This window comes from [Clostridium] symbiosum ATCC 14940, assembly GCF_000466485.1.
GTDB lineage: Bacteria > Bacillota > Clostridia > Lachnospirales > Lachnospiraceae > Otoolea > Otoolea symbiosa.
Genome location: NZ_KE992858.1, coordinates 16143 through 35312 on the forward strand (window position 1 = coordinate 16143; position 19170 = coordinate 35312).

16 protein-coding genes are annotated in these 19170 nt (G+C 46.9%); 15 read left to right on the forward strand and 1 reads right to left on the reverse strand.

The genetic code is table 11. From position 1 onward, the window contains the following. The first annotated feature begins 49 nt into the window (after nt 1–49). The 13 genes from CLOSYM_RS06430 to CLOSYM_RS06490 all read left to right on the forward strand — a co-directional run bounded on the left by CLOSYM_RS06430 (nt 50) and on the right by CLOSYM_RS06490 (nt 16050). On the forward strand, nt 50–946 hold the full coding sequence (locus tag CLOSYM_RS06430; RefSeq protein ID WP_009297996.1) for an NYN domain-containing protein: 897 nt from the start codon (nt 50–52) through the stop codon (nt 944–946). 448 nt (nt 947–1394) lie between these two features. Then, nucleotides 1395–2669 (forward strand): helix-turn-helix domain-containing protein, encoded by a 1275-nt coding sequence (locus CLOSYM_RS06435; RefSeq protein ID WP_021641460.1) that lies wholly within the window; start codon nt 1395–1397, stop codon nt 2667–2669. Between the two features lie 179 nt (nt 2670–2848). Further along, nucleotides 2849–3766, forward strand: a complete 918-nt coding sequence (locus CLOSYM_RS06440) for a GntR family transcriptional regulator (RefSeq protein WP_003507603.1) — start codon at nt 2849–2851, stop codon at nt 3764–3766. Then, a complete protein-coding gene (locus CLOSYM_RS06445; protein ID WP_003507602.1) occupies nt 3767–4111 on the forward strand; it encodes a GntR family transcriptional regulator in 345 nt (114 codons plus the stop codon). It abuts the gene before it with no gap. A 291-nt stretch (nt 4112–4402) separates the two neighbouring features. Further along, nucleotides 4403–6133, forward strand: a complete 1731-nt coding sequence (locus CLOSYM_RS06450) for an amidohydrolase (protein WP_021641461.1) — start codon at nt 4403–4405, stop codon at nt 6131–6133. A gap of 59 nt (nt 6134–6192) precedes the next feature. After that, nucleotides 6193–7179 (forward strand): aldo/keto reductase, encoded by a 987-nt coding sequence (locus tag CLOSYM_RS06455; protein WP_021641462.1) that lies wholly within the window; start codon nt 6193–6195, stop codon nt 7177–7179. Between the two features lie 418 nt (nt 7180–7597). Continuing rightward, nucleotides 7598–9193: an ABC transporter substrate-binding protein gene (locus CLOSYM_RS06460; RefSeq protein ID WP_004461991.1), complete on the forward strand. Its 1596-nt coding sequence runs from the start codon at nt 7598–7600 to the stop codon at nt 9191–9193. Nucleotides 9194–9263: 70 nt separating this feature from the next. After that, complete coding sequence (locus CLOSYM_RS06465) at nt 9264–10205, forward strand: ABC transporter permease (protein ID WP_021641463.1); 942 nt, start codon at nt 9264–9266, stop codon at nt 10203–10205. 62 nt (nt 10206–10267) lie between these two features. Next, on the forward strand, nt 10268–11326 hold the full coding sequence (locus CLOSYM_RS06470) for an ABC transporter ATP-binding protein (protein ID WP_009298009.1): 1059 nt from the start codon (nt 10268–10270) through the stop codon (nt 11324–11326). After that, nucleotides 11326–12150: an ABC transporter permease gene (locus tag CLOSYM_RS06475; protein WP_003507588.1), complete on the forward strand. Its 825-nt coding sequence runs from the start codon at nt 11326–11328 to the stop codon at nt 12148–12150. Before CLOSYM_RS06470 ends, CLOSYM_RS06475 begins: the two co-directional genes overlap by 1 nt. Nucleotides 12151–12204: 54 nt before the next feature. Next, a complete protein-coding gene (locus tag CLOSYM_RS06480) occupies nt 12205–13209 on the forward strand; it encodes an ABC transporter ATP-binding protein (RefSeq protein ID WP_044902204.1) in 1005 nt (334 codons plus the stop codon). Between the two features lie 55 nt (nt 13210–13264). Continuing rightward, nucleotides 13265–14353, forward strand: a complete 1089-nt coding sequence (locus CLOSYM_RS06485) for a phosphotriesterase family protein (protein WP_009298014.1) — start codon at nt 13265–13267, stop codon at nt 14351–14353. Nucleotides 14354–14406: 53 nt separating this feature from the next. Then, nucleotides 14407–16050: an amidohydrolase gene (locus tag CLOSYM_RS06490; protein ID WP_021641465.1), complete on the forward strand. Its 1644-nt coding sequence runs from the start codon at nt 14407–14409 to the stop codon at nt 16048–16050. Between the two features lie 84 nt (nt 16051–16134). Here CLOSYM_RS06490 and CLOSYM_RS06495 read toward each other — a convergent pair whose 3' ends face one another. Beyond that, entirely contained in the window at nt 16135–16923 is a 789-nt protein-coding gene (locus CLOSYM_RS06495) for a DeoR/GlpR family DNA-binding transcription regulator (RefSeq protein WP_021641466.1), read from the reverse strand. Between the two features lie 419 nt (nt 16924–17342). On the opposite strand from CLOSYM_RS06495, the gene CLOSYM_RS06500 reads away from it, so the two are divergent. Together CLOSYM_RS06500 and CLOSYM_RS06505 are read left to right on the forward strand one after the other, a co-directional pair. Continuing rightward, nucleotides 17343–18251, forward strand: a complete 909-nt coding sequence (locus CLOSYM_RS06500) for a dihydrodipicolinate synthase family protein (protein WP_169728236.1) — start codon at nt 17343–17345, stop codon at nt 18249–18251. Nucleotides 18252–18263: 12 nt separating this feature from the next. Then, entirely contained in the window at nt 18264–19163 is a 900-nt protein-coding gene (locus CLOSYM_RS06505; protein ID WP_021641468.1) for a dihydrodipicolinate synthase family protein, read from the forward strand. Nucleotides 19164–19170: the final 7 nt, after the last annotated feature.

A 19170-nucleotide genomic window follows, 5' to 3' on the forward strand; every position in this document is an offset into this window, starting at 1 on the left:
TTGATGAGGTTCCCCACGAATCTAGTGAACATGATAGCTGGAGGCATATATGGATAAGCAGGACAAGATTGCAGTACTGATTGACGCAGAAAACGTTTCTAAAAAGTACATTAAACTGATTATGGATGAAGTGAGCGACTATGGGATCGCTACATACAAACGGATTTACGGTGATTTTACAAATCCCAGTGTTATGGCATGGCAGGATGCGCTCAGAGATTTTGCACTGACGCCGGTATTTCAGTTTAACTATACGAAAGGAAAGAATGCGTCGGACTCCGCCCTGATTATCGACGCGATGGATATCTTATATTCGGGAAAAGTAAATGGATTCTGTCTGGTAACCTCCGACAGTGATTTTACGAAGCTGGCGATTCGTCTCCGCGAGGCCGGGATGATTGTAATTGGAATGGGGGAACAGAAGACTCCGAATTCTCTGGTATCGGCCTGCGAGACATTCAAATTCCTTGATTTACTGTATCAGGAGAGCCTGGAAGAACAGGCGGAGGACGAGAAGCTTTCTGAAGTTAAGGCAGCAAAAGCGGCAGAACCGCCTGCGGCAATCCGTCCCTCGGACGAACGCGATACGAAGAAAGCCCCGGAGGCAAAGACAAAGCCCCATCCGGTTGAAACTGCGGATACTCCGGATGACAAAGCCGACAATTTAAAGGATGATGCCAGACTCAACAATGTGCCGACGAAGGAGGAAATCGGCGCTGAGATAGTAGCCATAATTGAGTCCAGATCCGATGAGAACGGATGGATTAACCAGTCGGAGATAGGAACGGTACTTCCCAAAAGAGTTCCTGGCTTTGATCCACGAAACTATAAATGCAAGAAACTGGGCCAATTTATTGAAAGCTTTGATTATCTTGAGACAAGAACGATGAAAAATCCGAACAACAAATTATTAAAAGTGGTTTATGTAAAAATTAAACAGCAGTAAATGAAAGTCCGAAATCCCGGAAATCCCGGAGATTTCGGACTTTTAAGTATTGAAGGCGGCCTGTGCGCGGAGCATGCAGAATAACGGTATGGGATTATACAGGCCGGAGTTACAGTATTGTAAATTGTATGTATAAATATTGAATAAAAAAAGCAAATTTCTTTAATGACTTTGCTTACTAAAAATGTTATCCTTGAATCAGAAATAAATTCCACACACAATTTTTCCTTACTTAATTTAAAACAACAATAGCGATAATAATAACAAATCAATTCAGTGTTTCTTTTGAATTAAAAATGAGCTCACATAGTAAAAAATGGTGTACACCGGGAGACTGCATATCAATTTGATATGATTATTGTCTGTCGGTTTTTTCATTCAAGGCTATGGAAAAAGGAAAGATTTATGATACACTTGAAACAAAAACAGACTACAAGGAGTGCTGCAGATGGATTCGAACGAAATATTTATTAAAGATATTCCAGCATTTTTCAGGAGGTTTAAAGGCAGTACTAAAGACGGGCAGTATGATCTGTATTGCCAGGAGTTTGCTTACAGTATTATATATGGAAACCTGAACAGCAGCCATGTGGATGAAATTCTTCAGTTGATTGGATTGAGCTGTCTGCCTGACCGGCTTTTGCTGGTACAGACAGACTACAATGATGTGTTCCAGTTTTATCCTGAATTTAATCAGTTTCCCAGGAGATTTAACCAGACGCAGACGCTTCAAAGATGTGTGAAGCGAAGCGGAATTGAGGGGCTGGTCGCATCCTACCCGGCGCGGGGCGTGGTCGGTGTCTTCCTGTGTACGGGGCAGGAATCGTCTTCTGAAGAGAAAGTAATAACGGAGAAAATCAGGGAACTTGCAAAGGATATGATTGTAAGGGTCAACGAAGAGGTGGGAGAGAGTGTTGCGATTGGGATAAGCCGATATTGCAGCAGCCTGTCGCGTTTCCCGCAGGCTTATGCCGAGTGTAAGGAGGGACTGTTTCACTGCTTCAGGCTGGGGAAAAACCACATGGTATTTCATAAAGATATATGCGAACCCAGGACACCGTTTTCACGGGATGTGCTGAAAACCTTTGGGGCTGAGATTGTCTCCGGGATCACGAATGGAGAGCGGGCGGCGGTAAAGGACCATGTGGATGAGATGATGAAATACATGCTGTCCGTGGCAATGTCGCCCATTAACATACGTCTGATCCTGGTGAGTTTTGTAGATACACTGAGAGAACGCTTTTACAACTCCAGAATACCGGCCGATATATTGGAAAAAGCGTATCTGAACACATCCAAACAAGTCATAAACGGCATGTTTGCAGACGATATAAAGGAGACGATGGAGCAGTTCTGTGATATGTTGATAAAAGAACTGGGGGCGGAGTCGCAAAGTTCCGAGGAACTGCTGTTTCACAAAATTGATGAGGCCATTGAAAAATATTATCCCAACAGTGAGTTTAACCTGGATGTAATGGCAAATCTGTTCCATTACAGCTCCTATCATTTTGGCCGTCTCTTTAAAAATACACGGGGAGAATCCTTCCGGCAGTATCTAGCCAGGTACCGGATCGAGAGGGCGAAAGAATTTCTGGCCAGGGGGGACAAGCCGAATGAAGTGGCATTTCAGACCGGATTTAACAGCATCAGTTATTTTTGTACTGTTTTTAAGAACCTGACGGGCGTTTCACCGAAACAGTATCAGGAGAATTTTATAAAATAATCGGAACGGATATAGTTCCAGGCGGTGACCTGTGCGCAGAGCGTGCAGGTTATCGCTATTTATTTGTCTATATCGAGCCCTTTGTCGAAAAAAATATAATTTATCATTTACTTTATTAGTAAAAATATAGTATTATATTATTTTGTAAAAACAGATCGGATTCAGCAGGGGGAGGAGTAATGGACGTTGAAGTTTTTGACGGAAGTGAACCGGCATATAAACAGCTTTGTGAAAAGATTATAAAAGCAATAACAGAGGGAGAGCTTAAACCTGGTGACAGACTTCCCTCCGAAGCGGCGCTGTACCATTCTACCGGTCTCTCCAAGGGAACGATCCGCATGGCCTATGAGGAGCTGGAACATAAGGGGTGCATTAAAAGAAGCAGGGGAAGCGGAACCTATATCCAGGAATGGAGATCGGAAAGACAAAAAATGCAGGCTTACAGGGAGAAGGTTCTCAGGGCCGGAATACCGGCTGAGGAGGCATTTCAGCTGATTGAGGAGGCATGCCGGAAAAAATTCAGTAAAAAGGAAGAGGTACAGGCTGCCCTTTTTGACTGCACGCCTGAAATTGCCGCGGATATCTCCCGCAAAATAGAGGAGCGATTTAAGTTCCTTCCAGTATGTTATGACGTTTATGAAGTCCTTGAAGCATTCGGCGGTATTGTCCCGGAGGCAGAACTCTGGCTGACGACGACGGCTCATTATCACGAATTACAGAATCTGGCAAAGGCCTATAATAAAACACTGATAAAGTTACAGATCTCGGTAGACGACAAAGTAGTGGAGACATTGTCGGGGCTTAGCGGTTCATGTATAGTGGGAATTATCTATGAGAGCCGGGATTTTATTAAACATGTAAGCCTTCTTACATCATCTCTGTGTAAGCATAATACGTATTTTATCTGCCGGAAAGACGAATGGAAGGACAGGAGGAGTTTACTTGATTCAAAACCTGTCTGTTGGATTGTTCCGGCCCGCTATGAGGAAATGAAGACGGAGGCGGAAAAAGAGGAGAATATGGATGTTCTGTTTTACCGTTATAAGATACTTCCTGATTCCTATACAGACCTGGAAGCATATCTGCAGGAGGTATAGATGAAAGAGAAAACGCCGATTTATAGAAAAATCATAAAAGATATCCAGGATAAAGTGGAGGACGGAACATATCAATCCGGTCAGAAACTTCCGAGCGAAAGGGAATTATGCAAGCAATATCAGGTCGCACGCGGTACGCTGAAAGCAGCTCTTTCACAATTAAAGCAAGCCGGACTTCTGGAACAGGCGAGGGGAAGCGGGACATTTGTAAGAGAAAAAGGAAAAAAGCAGTCCTGTTATCAAAACGCTAAAAAACTGGTCGACGAGCTTTATGCAATGCACCTGACGGAGGAAGAAATACTCCGGCTGGCAAGCGAGATATTATTGGGGCAGATGGATAATTAAACCGGGGAGGACGCTCCGGACTATACCACTTTGTAAAGTGTATGTATGAATATTGTTGAAAAAAGCATATTTCTTTAATGACTTTACTTATCAAAAATGATATCCTTTAACCATAAAGAAATTCCACACACAAATTTCCTTACATTTTAAACAAGTCTATTCAGTGATTCTCTGAACGCAATGTGAGCTCACATATTAACAAATGGTGTACACCGGGAGACAGCATATCAGATATGGTATGGTTAATGTCTGTCGGTTTTTTGTTGAATTTTTGAAAAACGGGAGATTTTTATGAAGCAAATGAAGACGGAGGGCAAAGAGATGCCGGTTTCGGCAGATCTTGTGTTTTTCAACGGAAAGATAGCAAAAGTCGATCGGAAATTTGGCTTTTGCACTGCAATTGCGGTAAAGGACGGATGGATTATTGATATCGGCAGTGATGAAGAAATGAAATGCCACATCGGAGAAGCGACAGAGGCGGTTGATTTGAATGGCAGGCTGATGCTCCCCGGGTCCCAGGACTGCCATACTCACGCCTGCCTGGCGGGGCTTTATAAAATGCCATGGTTTCTGGACGTGGGAGCGGATAAGGTGTCCTGTCTTGCCGATCTCAGAAAAATCCTTGCTGAGGCTGCGGCAGAGACGCCAAAGGGTCAGTGGATCATGGGATCCGGCCTCAGCCCGGGCAGTATTAAGGAATGTGCCGATGCACAGCGGCAGATCACGCGGTGGGATATCGATGAGGCGGTGCCGGAGCATCCCGTATGGCTGGCTAACAGCGGTCTGCACCATATACTTGTTAACACGAAGGCGCTGGAACTGGCGGGAATCACAAAAGACACACCGGATTTAGAGCGACATGAGGGAAAGATTCAGAGAAGAGAAGACGGTGAACCGACAGGGTATCTGGACGACTTTATGCTGATGGACAAAGTCGGGAGAGTTTCGCCCCGGCTGAGCGACGGGCAGCTTCGCGAATGCATCAGGCTGATTCAGAAAGAAATGAATGAAAATGGCGTTACAAGCCACACCGATATGGTCGGAATCGGAGGGGATTATCTGTTTGCCGGTACAGGCGGCTCCCGGGTTATCGATATGTATGAGCAGATGGCCAAGGAGGGAGAGCTTACGGCCAGAGTTTCCGTAAATATTATGGCGGGGCTGAACGGTCTTTCCACTTATGATTCGATTATCGGCGGAGCCGCCGCTAAAAAGGTTCCGGCACTGACGGACAGAAAATGGGTGGATGCCTGTGCCGTCAAGCTGTTTGGAGACAGCATGTGGCTGCGCCCCGACGGAAGAAAAACGGGAGGGAGCAGTTATTTTCCCGGTAATACAATAGAAGAGCAGCAGGAAGAAATAACACGAACCATCGTGGAGCTTCACCGGATGGGATACCAGATAGGAATCCATTCCACCGGAGGCTGCGGGATCGATACCATTGTGGATGCCTATGTTAAAGCGATGGAGCTGTACCCCGGGAAAAACCTGCGCCATTTTGTGATTCACGGTGACGATTTCTCGGAAGATAACATGAAGAAATGCGCAAAGAACCATATTGTGCTGTCCTCCCAGGCCGTGGCTCCCTGGGGCTTCATGGAATCCCTGGTGGACTGTGTGGATCCGGAAGAACCTTCGCATATGTTCGATTACCAGAGATTTATGGATAACGGCGTTGTCGTAAGCCAGGGTTCCGACGCCCCCTGCATGACCGTTAACTGGCTGATGGGACTGAAGTTCGCGATGACGCGGACGACTGTCTCCGGCACCTGCTATAACAGGGGAAACGGCTGTACGATTGAGGACGGAATCAGGATGTATACGATTAACGGCGCATACCAGAACCACAGAGAAGATGTTACGGGCAGCATTGAGGTTGACAAGCTGGCGGATCTGCAGGTGCTTGACACCGATATCTTTGAGATATCCCCGGAACAGTTTGACGATGTCAGGGTTGTGATGACCGTGACGGGTGGAAAAATTGTTTATTCCCGGGAGCAGGATTCAATCAGAATTGTCTGAGAACCGGAACGATAAATAAGTAAGAGTAATACAATAAAAATCAACAGGAGAAGTCGAATATGGAATATACGTATTTGGGGCGTACGGGGCTGAAGGTGAGCCGCTTTTGCCTTGGAACAATGAATTTTGGAACATCCACCAGCGAGAAGGATGCATTTTATATCATGGATAAGGCGGTGGATGCAGGCATTAATTTCTTTGATACGGCCGACGCCTACGGCGGCTTCGCCGGCGAGGGAGAACACGGACTGACGGAGAAGATAATCGGAAAGTGGTTTGCCCAGGGCGGCAAAAGAAGGGAACGCGTAATCCTGGCCACGAAAGTTTTCGCTACGATGGAAGCTCCGCTGGAGGGGCCGAATGACGAAGACGGCTTGTCGGCCTGGAAAGTCCGCAGGCATATGGAAGACTCGCTGAAACGCCTTCAGACAGACCATGTCGATCTGTATTATATGCATCATATCGACCGCCATGTGACATGGCCTGAGATGTGGGGGGTGATGGAAGTTCTGGTTAACAGCGGAAAGGCAACCTACATCGCATCCTCCAACTTTGCAGGCCACGATTTGGTCCGGGCGCAGTGGGAGGCCGATAAACGCCACTTCCTTGGTCTGGTGGCGGAGCAGCACCAATATCACCTTCTGTCAAGACTTCCGGAGCTGGAAGTGATTCCGGCCGCCAGGGAGCTTGGGCTGGGCTTTGTCACCTACTCACCTCTGGCAGGAGGGATGCTGGGAGAGAATGCCCTGAAACGCCTGAGCGGATCGCGCGGTGAGAACCGTCACTATTCCGAGGCGATGATTAAGACGCTCACGGACTTCGCGGATTTCTGCCGGGAACTGGGAGAGAAGCAGTCCGATGTGGCAATGGCATGGATTCTGAAAAATCCGGTTGTCACAAGCCCTCTGATCGGGCCCAGGACGCCGGAACATCTCGATAATATCCTGCATGCGCTGGATGTAAAGCTGGATGACAGCGCGATGAAACGTCTGGATGAAATCTTCCCGGGACCGGGGGGAGAGGCACCGGATAGTTATGCCTGGTAAAGGATAAGGATAAAAAGATATAACAGGTAATTTTTAACATGAACAGACGGTAACAGAATAGGGGATTCTCTGAGAAGAGAAAAGCCCTTCTTCTGTTACCGTCTGTTTCAATTTGGATTCGCGGTGAAAGGTAATTCACGATCCATTCCACGTGGAGCGTGACTGGCCCGCCCAACTGTTATATACCACGCGGTAAAATTCAGAGTTTTTTTTAAAGTGGTCGCCGTTGTTTTGTGATGATAATTCTGTAACAATATGTTAATATTCTGGCATAGATGCATATTTTTATAAAATATACAAAAATTACAGGGGATAAAGGGGTAAAATTTACTAATTCGAAGGCGGAGAGGGGTAAGTAATTGAAATATTCATTTATATAATATCACGGATTTAACCGTGAATTGAAAGGAGCCAGAATATGAAAAAAATAAGATTACTGACAACAGCGGCGGCAATAGCGCTCTTTGCATCAATGATATTGACCGGCTGCGGCGGAGGCGGGAAAGCGGCGGACACAGGGGGGAGCTCAGCGGTTCAGCAAAGCTCCGGGGACAGTGGTGAGAAGATGCTGAAAGTTGCAACACATTGGGAGAAGGCCACCTTTGATCCGGCACTCTGGGGAGACGGAGGCAGTGTCAAGGCAGGTATATCCATCTTTGAAACCTTACTGGCCCTGGATGAAGACAGAAACCTGATTCCGAGCCTGGCGGAGAGCTGGGATGTATCCGACGACAGAAAAACATATACCTTTCATCTGAGGAAAGGTGTCCGGTTCCATGCCGGCTATGGAGAGCTGACATCGGAGGATGTGGCATACACACTGGAGCGCCTGAGTGATCCGGAGGTAGGGGCTACCGATACGAAATCAAAATGCAAGGTGGACAACATCGAATCCATGGACACATCAGATCCCTATGTGTTTGTACTCCATTTAAAGGAAGCAGACAATGAGATCCTGATGGATTTTGCGTCATGGTATACGAACATAATAAGCAAGAAAGCTTATGAAGAGCTTAAACCGTCGGGATTCGGTGCAAAACCGGTCGGAACGGGGCCCTTCGAATATGAATCGGGCAAACCGGCGGAGGCATACATCGTTAAACGATTTGATGACTACTGGGGAGAAAAAGCACTGCTGGACAAAGTTCAGATTACAATGCTGGCTGACGAGTCGAGCCGGATTAACCTGTATAACGCGGGCGAAGTCGATATCATGTCATTAAATGATTCCAACAATATCCTGAAATTCGGAGAAACAGAGGGGTGCGAGGTGAAGAAAGTCGCAGGCGCAGGCTGTTACTACCTGGGAATGAACCTGGAAAAAGAGCCGTTCACCAATCCGAAGGTCAGGGAAGCCCTGAAATATGCGATCAATTATGACGAAATGCTCAACGACTACTGGAGAGGAACGCTGTTCCCGCCTACCGGCTACGTTCAGTCCTACTGTATCTATGCCAGTACGGCAGAGGAGAGCGGCTTTACATATGAATATAATCCCGAAAAGGCAAAACAGCTTTTGGCGGAAGCCGGCTATCCGGACGGATTTTCCACATCGGTTGCTTCTCCGAACGATACGCTGTCAAAAGGACCGCTGCTTGTGATCCAGGAGTATATGGCTGATATCGGTATTGATATGCAGTTAAATCTTTCAGAGTTCGCTACTTTCCTCGACGATGTAAGGAACGGACGCCATGATATGTGGTTCCTGGTTAACGGCGACGGTTACCGCGGCGATCAGTGGCTCACCTCCTTCACCAGCGAAAAGATTCCGGGAAGCAACTGGTGTCAGTTCAGAAACGAGGAGTTTGATGAACTTGTGGCAAAGGGCTTTGAAGCAACGGAAAAGGCCGACAAAGATAAATATTTTGGAGATGCCCAGAAAATTCTTGTGGAGAGCATACCATCGATTCCGATTGCGGAATCAACGGGCGATATCCTTGTTAAAGATACGGTAAAGGGCTTCTCACTTAATCCGGAACTCCTTTTCCAGTTTAAGTATATGGATTTGCAGTAATTAACGGCTGCGTTTTCTGCGGCAGTGAACCACAAAAAATGCTGCCGCAGGAAACGGATGGAGGGGAAACATGAAGCGTTATATTTTAAAACGTCTGTTATTTGCGGTTCCCACGATTTTAGGGAGTATGATGGTAGTGTTTCTGATTATACGTTCGATTCCGGGAGACCCGGTAGCGATGAAATTCGGTAAATCAGCCACCGTCCAGGAGATAGAGGAGTACAGGGAGGAATATGGGTATAACCGGCCTATGGCGGTGCAGATGGTGGATTCGATTATTGACACATTCCGCGGTGATTTGGGATATTCGATGGCAAATAACCAGCCGGTATTTGATATGATTTTGGACTGCCTGCCGAATACGCTGGAACTGACAATTTTCGGAGTGCTGCTGGCAATCGTTTTGGGTGTTACATCAGGAATATTTGCAGCTCTTTACCGGGGCAGCATCTTCGACATGATGATATTGAGCCTGAATACGCTTCTGATGTCGATGCCCTCGTTTTTCTTGGGGCTAGTGCTTATTATTGTATTCGGAGTTCAGCTTAAGCTGATTCCTGTCATAGGTCTTAACCTGGCGCCGGAGCAGCATTTTGCAGGGCTTATCGGACCGGTGATTACGGTCGGCCTCGGTTCCGCAGCTTCTATTGCCAGGACTACGAGAACTTCCATGCTCAAGATTCTCGGAAATGATTTTATCAAAGTCTGCAAGTCCAAGGGAATCGCAAAGAGCGCCATTATAATTAAGCATGCCCTGAGAAATGCCCTGACACCGATTATTACGGTTGTGGGAGGGACATTTGCCGCGTATCTGGGCGGGGCGGTGGTTACGGAGACGGTATTCGCCAGGCCGGGTATCGGCAAGCTTCTTGTCGATGCCATCAATGCCAGGGATTACACGGTTATTCAGGGAACAGCCGTATTTTTGGCGGTATTTATGATTCTTGTAATTCTGGTAACGGATATTCTGTACGGTATTTTCGATCCGCGTATCCGGGTTCAGGATTCGTAACAGTTCAAACGGCATATCAGGATAATGCTAAATAATATAAACTGGAATTGGAAGGTTGACTTATGGCTGAACAAAATATAGATGATAAAGAGAATAAAGCAATAGAAACAGATAAAGAAATAATACTGGAAGTGAAGGATGTCAAAAAGTGGTTCCCAAACGCGGCTAAGAGTAAAGAGTATATTAAGGCCGTTGACGGCGTGTCTCTTTCGATTCGTAAAGGCGAAACCTTCGGCCTGGTAGGCGAGTCAGGATGTGGAAAAAGCACGCTTTCCAGCCTGATTCTTTCTCTGTATAAAGCAACGGCAGGCGAGGTGTATTTTCACGGAAAGCCGGTTTACAAAATGAATTCCAGGCAGCTTCGCGAAGTGCGCAGAGAAATGCAGGTTATTTTCCAGGATCCCTATGAGGCGCTGGATCCTTATCTCACAATCGAAGAAATTATAATGGAACCTCTCGATATCCACAAGTTCGGCACAAAGCAGGAAAAGCGTGAAAAGGTGGAAGAAATGTGCCGCCTCGTGGGCCTTCCCGTCAACCTTCTCACCAGGATGCCGCATCAGCTGTCCGGCGGCCAGAGGCAGAGGGTGAATATTGCAAGGAGTCTGGCCCTCAACCCGGAATTCGTTATCTGTGACGAAGCTGTTTCCGCGCTGGACGTGTCGGTTCAGGCACAGATACTGAACCTGCTCCGGCACCTGCAGAAAGAACTGGGGCTGACATACCTTTTCATATCCCACAATTTATCGGTGGTAAAATACATATCTGATACAATCGGCGTTATGTATTTCGGGCATCTGGTGGAGGTAGCTCCGAAGAATGAACTGTTTTCGGATGTAAAACATCCGTATACCCATGCGCTGCTGTCAGCCGTTCCGCTGCCGGATCCTGATTATCAGGTGAATACGGAAGCTTTGACAGGCGATGTGCCGAGTCTTTTAAATCCGCCGTCAGGCTGTATTTTCCATGAGAGATGCCCATACAGGCAGGAGCGGTGCGAGCGGGAAGCGCCCGGGCTTGAGTACGTATCAGAGAGCCATCAGGCGGCCTGTCACCGCTATAAAGAACTTACATTAAAGCTGGATTACAACTCCGGTTTTGGAAAAGGAGGGGAAGGCTGATGATAAAACGGCTGCTGCATAATAAAATGGTCGTATTCGGGACAGTAGTGATACTGGCAATGATTTTTCTGGCAGTTGCAGCTCCCTGGCTGACACCTTACGATTACAAGACGAATCATCTGGGCGAACGGCTTCTGGCGCCGTCGTCCCTTCATCTTATGGGAACCGACGATTACGGAAAGGATGTATGGACGAGATTGATATACGGAGCCAGGGTATCACTCAAGGTGTCTTTCTTATCCGTAATGCTGGCCCTCTCCATCGGAAGTACCATCGGATTTATCTGCGGCTACTTCCGGGGGAAAATGGATTTCTTTGTTGGGCGTATGATGGATATCATGATGGCGTTTCCATCTATGCTTCTGTCTATGATTATCGCAATCTGTTTTGGTTCCACGGAAACCAGAATGTGTCTGGCTATCGGAATCCCTGTAATTCCCGGATTTTACCGGATTGCACGGAGCGAAACCCTGTCCATACGTGAACGCACCTTTGTTATGGCGTCCAAAACTATGGGGGCGGGGAGCAGATACACGATATTCAAACATATTATTCCCAATGCCCTGCCACAGATTTTTATCACGCTGTCAGGAACCATCGGCGGCTGTATCATGGCGGAATCGTCTCTCGGATTTTTAGGGCTGGGAATCGCACCACCGACACCGTCCTGGGGAATGATTATCAACGAGGGAAAAGATGTTTTCATCGACGCGCCCTGGGTTGCCATCTTCGGCGGTCTTATGATCACGCTGACAACGCTTGCCTTCAATCTTCTGGGGGACGGTTTGAGGGACGTACTCGATCCGAGGCTGAGAAGCAATTGATTGCTGCGGCGATTCGAACGGGAGAACCAGGCAGCAGAAAAGGAGAGCGGATATATGGAGCATTTGCTTGAGATTAAAGATTTGAAGGTGGAATTTCCGTCGAAAGCGGGGAACATTCACGCTGTAAACGGCGTGAATCTGTATGTTGACGAAGGAGAAATCCTTGGCGTTGTGGGAGAATCAGGATGTGGGAAGAGCGTGACTTTGTCCAATGTCCTGGGGCTTGTGGAAGCGCCGCCCGCTGTTATCAGCGGAGAAATATGTTTTAATGGGGAAAATATTTTATATAAAAAGGATAAAGAATTCCGTAAAATAAGGGGTAAGGAGATTGCCATGATTTTCCAGGATCCTATGAACTGCCTGGATCCGGTCATCCGGGTCGGAAAGCAGATTATGGAGATGCTCCTGGAGCATGAGGATATGGACAAGAAGCAGGCGTATGACGAGGCGGTGAAGCTTCTGAAGGTGGTAGGAATACCGGATCCAGAAATCAGGATGAGCAGTTATCCGCACCAGTTGTCCGGCGGTATGTGTCAGAGAGTGATGATAGCAATTGCGCTGGCCTGTAAGCCGAAACTGCTTTTGGCGGATGAACCGACGACGGCTCTGGATGTGACGATACAGGCTCAGATTCTCGGATTGCTGAAGAGTATCCGGGATCAATTCGGGACCAGTATTATTATTGTCACTCATGATCTGGGAGTGGTGGCAACGTTAGCGCAGCGTATCGCCGTTTTTTACGGCGGGAAGGTTGTGGAGGAGGCGGCGACGAGAGCAATATTTAAGAATCCGACACATCCCTATACAAAAGGTCTGATCGCATGTGTCCCCAGCCTGGCGGCCGGGGATGAAGATTTGAACGTGATAGAAGGAAATGTTCCTGATTTGTCAAATATGCCGCCCGGGTGTCCTTTCCATCCGAGATGCCGGTATGCTTCGGATGAATGTAAAAGCGGAGAGCTGGAACGGCTGAAGGTATCGGAAGGACATTATACGCTTTGCAGAAATTACAGGGAGACAGAAAATGCAGCCACAGGAAAGCAGTTACAGAAAGAGTAGATGAAGAAAGAACGGATAAAGGAAACATAAGCAGGTGAATGAGAGGAAGCCGGATATGAAAAAGGTTGTAACAGTTACGGGAGAGATAAAGCCTGAGGAGCTTGGATTTACCGATATGCATGAACATATTCTGATGAAAGGACGCATTTTCAGGGAGCAGTTCAAAGAGGAACATCCGGGATTTAAAGAGACGGTTGGAGAGGATGAAAAAAATACGCTGGAAAATATCGGAATTATCCGCAGAAATAATATGTTTACCTGGGATACCCAGGATCTGGACGATCCGGCCGTTATGGAAAAAGAGGTTGCCGATTTTAAGGCGGCCGGCGGCCGGTCGCTGGTGGAAATGAGCGTCCCCGGTATCCGCGGCGATATCCGGGCGGTTAAAACAATAGCACAAAACACAGGGGTTAATGTGATCGGCACAACGGGAATTTATATCTATGAGTCCTGGCCGGAGTGGTGCCACGAAGCAGAGATAAAAGATTTTATGAATTTTATGAAGCAGGAGATCGAGGAAGGGATTGAGGGCACCGGCATCCGCCCGGGGATGATTAAAGTCGGAATTTCTTCGGGATTTCGTCCGAGGGAAGAGCTTCTCCTCCGGGCTGCGGCCAGAACGGCCAATGAAACCGGTCTTTCACTGACGGTTCATCCCTGTTTCACCATGGGCGGAGGCCCCCTGGAAATAGCTAAGATCCTGAAAGAAGAAAATGTGGATATGGAGAGAACCGTCATTGCCCATATGGGGGCATTTCTGGGAGAAGGAAGTCTGAAGACATTGATTACTAACCAGAAAAGCTGGGGAATCAGCCTCGATTACCTGCACCGGGTGCTTGATACGGGGGTTAACATCTGCATTGAAATATGCAACACCTCCGACAGGGAAGCCACAGGCTCCACCAGTATTCCGGGATGGATGAGGCTGGCGGCCGTATATCAGCTGATTCAGGAAGAGTATGCGGCTCAGCTTGTTCTCGCTACGGATACGTGTGCAAAACATATGGCCAGGTATTACGGCGGAGAAGGGTATGGACGCCTGACCCGGTTTGCCATTCCGACACTCCGCGATATTGTCGGAGTTTCTCCCTATGCCATTAACCAGATTATGGTAAAGAACCCGGCCAGAATACTGGCGTATTAGGGTTACTATTCACAGCCCAATGTCATTGAGTAACATATTAGGAGGAAGTCACAATGCAGAGAGCAGACACGATTTTAATGAATGGAGTGATTTGTACCGTTGATCCGTCATTTCGATTTGTACAGGCCCTGGCTGTGGGAGATGATAAAATTTTGTATTGCGGAAATAACCGTCAGGCGCTTCAGCTTCAGGGAGACGGCACAAAGATCATCGATCTCGAAGGAAAACTGGTTCTGCCGGGAACGTTTGACGCCCATATCCATGCGGCTTACGCCGGACTCAGTCTCTCCCCTGATTTTGTCAAAGTGGAACCGGAGGATGCCTCCAATCTGAAAGAATTGAATGACAGAATCCGGGAAAAAGCCGGGAACCTGCCGGCAGATACCTGGATTATCGGCTGGGGATTTAAGATCCGGCAGGTAGAAGAGTGGGCCAGGGAAGAACGGATGCCGACCTGGAAAGATATAGAAGAGGGCTCACTGGGGCATCCGGTCATTCTCAACGACGGCGGCCTGCATACCATGCTGGTCAGCAAACAGGCGCTCAAACTGGCGGGGATTACAAAAGATACCCGTTTTAAAAAGGAAGAGGGCATCATGTTCCGGTTTGAAGACGGCAGCCCGACCGGCCTGTTTACCGATTTCGGGACTCAGGCAGCGGTGGGAAGAGCAGCATATCATCTGCAGGGACGGGAGATGGATGAATGCCTGATACGGATGCAGAGGAAGATGAACAGCTACGGCATTACCTCCCATAATGATATCGTGGGGCCGGGCGGTAATGATATTTGTTTCGGTACCTACGGTGAAGAAGCGATCCGTGGTTATGAGAGGCTTAGGAGAGAAGGGAAACTGACAGCCCGCGTATTTATCAATCTGCTCGCGGGAAAGGGCGGTGTCCAGAGCTATGATACCATTATCGGAGGACTCGAAGAGATGAATCTGCCTGAATTTGGCGATCGGAAGTGGGTTCGGGCTGATGCTGTTAAAATCTTTGGGGATGACGGCTGGGAGCGGGATTTGCCGCCGGAAAAAAACGGCTACTGTATGTTTCCGGGAGAGACACAGGAAGAGCAGGGGGAAGAGCTGCGAAGAACAATCAGGGAGCTTCACCACAGGGGCTGGCAGACGGCGATTCATCTCACAGGAGGCAGGGGGATCGATATTTCGGTGGATGCTCTTTCAGAAGCAGAGGAAGAGGAACCTGGCCGCGATCTTCGCCATTTTATACTCCATGCCAGCAGTTCCAGTAAAGAAAACATTAAAAAGTGTGTGAGACATGAAATAGGGTGCGGGGCACAGGCAGTGGGCGGTTACGAATTTGGCGGGGAGACGGATTATAAAGTCCTGCTGGACGGAGGTATGCTGGTTGCTGAGGGTTCCGATGCCCCGGCCCTGCCGATGAACTGGATGAAGGGGCTGCATTTCCTGGTCAGCAGAAGGGCAAAGGACGGGAAGGTATATCATCCTGAAATGGCTATTGATATCAGAGAGGCTGTCCGTATGTACACAATCTATCCGGCATACCAAAACCATGCTGAAGATATCTGTGGGTCACTGGAAGTGGGAAAATGTGCGGATTTACAGGTTCTCGACCGGAATATTTTTGAAATACCGGCTGACGAGATTGAGCATACGGAAGTGCTTATGACGATGTGCGGCGGCAGAGTCGTTTACCGAAAAGGTGACAGTATTTAACACTAGAAAAAGATATCTGAAAAAGAGGGGGATTTGCTTTATTCTGGAGCAAGCCCCCCCTTTTTGCATATGTATGAACCTCATTTAAGCAATCAAAAGCTCAATATCATTCTTTTTTAAAATTTCAATCCATTCGGAGGAAATTCCATCATCTGTAACAACCGTATCGATATCTGCAATTTGTGCGAAAAGAGCCGGTCTTATTTTATTGAATTTAGAGGAATCTACCAGCAAAATCCGCTTGAGGGCGGCGTTGATAATTGCTCTCTTCGTGTCAATTTCATAGTGATTTCTGCAGGTGATGCCCAGAAGCTCACTGACTCCGGCAGCTGAAAGAAAAACCTTGGTTGCCCGTGTCCGGTTAATCAGACTCAGCCCCTCAGGGCTTTCAAACATCTGCGTATTTTCATGGTAAATTCCACCGGCAAACAAAAGGTTCAGGTGTGAACGGCGAATTAGTTCACTCATGATATTGATATTATAACAAAGGACGGTAAGGGGGACCTGATCAGGTATATGTTTCGCGAAATGTTCGGTCGTGGTTCCGGTATCAATAATAACAGTATCTCCGGCTGTCAAAAGAGTTGCCGCTTTCTTTCCGATCCGTTCTTTTTTTTCATTATTGACCAGCTTTTCACCGACAAGGTCGTATGGGTTTTGCTCATTATTTCGCTGACTGTCGGGATTAAAGATAGCGACTCCGGATATATAATGGATTACATTATGTTCCCGCAGCTCGTACAGATCACGGCGGGCCGTCATTTCAGAAACCTGAAGATAATCGGCAATATCCTTCAGGGAAGCTCCATTACAGTCTTTTAAATAAGCAATGATGATTTTCAACCGCTCGGTTTTCTTATTGTTATTATTCATATTCACCTCATATTTTCTCCTTTTGTTAAAATGTTACGTTTGTATCAGTATACCATTGTGAAAATATACTGTAAATAACAAAATTGAAATAATATAACATTTTAAATTGAAAATAAATAAAATTAAATCGATATAATCTGATGAAAATTGAAAACTGACGGAGAGGGAAAAATGAAAATGTTAATTTTACGATAAAAATGTCGATAAAACAAGGAAAAATTCAGTAAAAATTGCTCTGAAATTGACAATTAAATACGATTAAATAATTATTATTGACAGATAAAATATGATATGTTACCCTAATATCAAGAAAAAGAACAAAAAACGACATGATATTAGGGTCCAAACTTACAAATGTTATGAAACTAACAAAAGGAAATTTAACAAAAGAAATCCCGACAAAAGAAAGAGGGGGAAAAATGAAAAAAACAAATGTCAAAGGGGTTGGGTTGGCGGGCGTCATTACTGAAATTGTAACTCCCTGGAAGGCGGACGGTACATTGGATTTGCTTTCTTTAGAGCGGATGGTAGAGTTTCAGCACCAGTCGGGGATAGCGGGAATCTATCTTCATGGTATCAGTGCTGAAACAGCCTTTATGAGCTGGCAGGAAAAAACAGAGCTGGTTAAACAGGTTGTAAAATTTGCACGGGGAAGGATACCGGTTATAGCGAATCTATTTTGCAACGGACAGGATGAAGCCCTGGAACTTCTCCGGTATTATGTGGAATTCGGGGTTGATGCGGTCAGCATGTCACAGCCAATGATTTATTCCTATTCAGAGGCAGCTCTGGAGGAATATTTTTCTACACTCCTGGAAAGCAGTGAACTGCCGTTTTATCTGTACAATATGCCCCAGGCCGGATATGTGCTATCACCATCTCTGATCGGGAGACTGGCCGGAAAATATGGGAATCTGGCCGGTTATAAGGACAGCACTCAAAATGTAATCCATCAGCAGGAGGTGATATCAGCCGTTTCACGAGATGATTTTTCAGTGCTTGCAGGAAGCGACGCTACCTTTTATTCCACATTGGCATCAGGAGGAAATGGGATTGTCTCACTAATATCCGGTATTTACCCGGAACTTATCATTTCACTCTGGAGAGCCTTTGAAAGTGGGGATAAAGAGCAGGCTATGGCGCACCAACTGGCAATTATGAAGGTGAGAGCGGTTTTAAAGGGCTTTCCGTTAATAACAGGATATAAGGCTGCAGCCAAAAAGCTTGGAATTATAGAAAATGATACCGTGCGCAGGCCGCTTACCCCGATGACTGACAGGATGGCGGATGACCTTATGGGACAGCTGAAGGATTTGGAAATTGTATAAAGGAGGAAGACAATGAAAGGTGAAAAATTGTTTTGGGGAGCCGGTACTGAATTGACCATCAGCTATCAGGACGACGGTTCGATTGATCATGGGGCAATCCGCCATATGGTAGACTGGCAGATTCAAAAGGGCATCAGGTATCTGTTTGTAAACGGTATATCCAGTGAATCTTATATGATGACCTATGAAGAACAGGAATCGCTGGCTAAGACAATGTGCAAAGAGACAAGGGGCAGGGTCCCGGTTATGTGTAATGTGATGATTCCGGGCTATCGAGACGCCGCAGAGATGATAAAACGATATGAGGCTGCCGGAGCAGATGCAATCTGTATCACACCGCCCTATCTGGCGGAATATCCGGAAAAGGCGCTGGAGGAATATTTTGCCGCTTTAATTGAGTCCTCCAGCTTGCCAACCTATATTTACAACGCACCGCAGACCCACAATATGCTGTCTCCGGGACTCTTATCCAGGCTGGCTAATACATATCCCCATGTTCGGGGCTACAAAGACAGTACACAGAGCATCACACATTTGGAAACGACGATGGGGCTGATTCAAAAAGAATTTGACTATATTGCGGGAAGTGATTCTACCATATTTACGACACTGGCTCTTGGCGGCTGCGGCATTATATCCTTTATAAGTATTGCATTTCCGGAACCGGTTATCGAACTTTGTGACGCTTTTTTTGCAGGCGATTACCAGCGGGCCAGGGAGTGCCAGGCTTTTATAATGAAAATCAGGGAGATACTTAGGAAAGGAGGCAACAGCGCCGGCTATAAATATGCATCAGAGCTTGTGGGGTGTCCAATCAGAGGAACGCGGTACCCGGATAGTCTTCTGAACCTTCCTGAAAAGCTGAAAAGGGAGATTTATGGAGGGCTGAAGGAACTGGAATTAATACCATAAGGGAGTA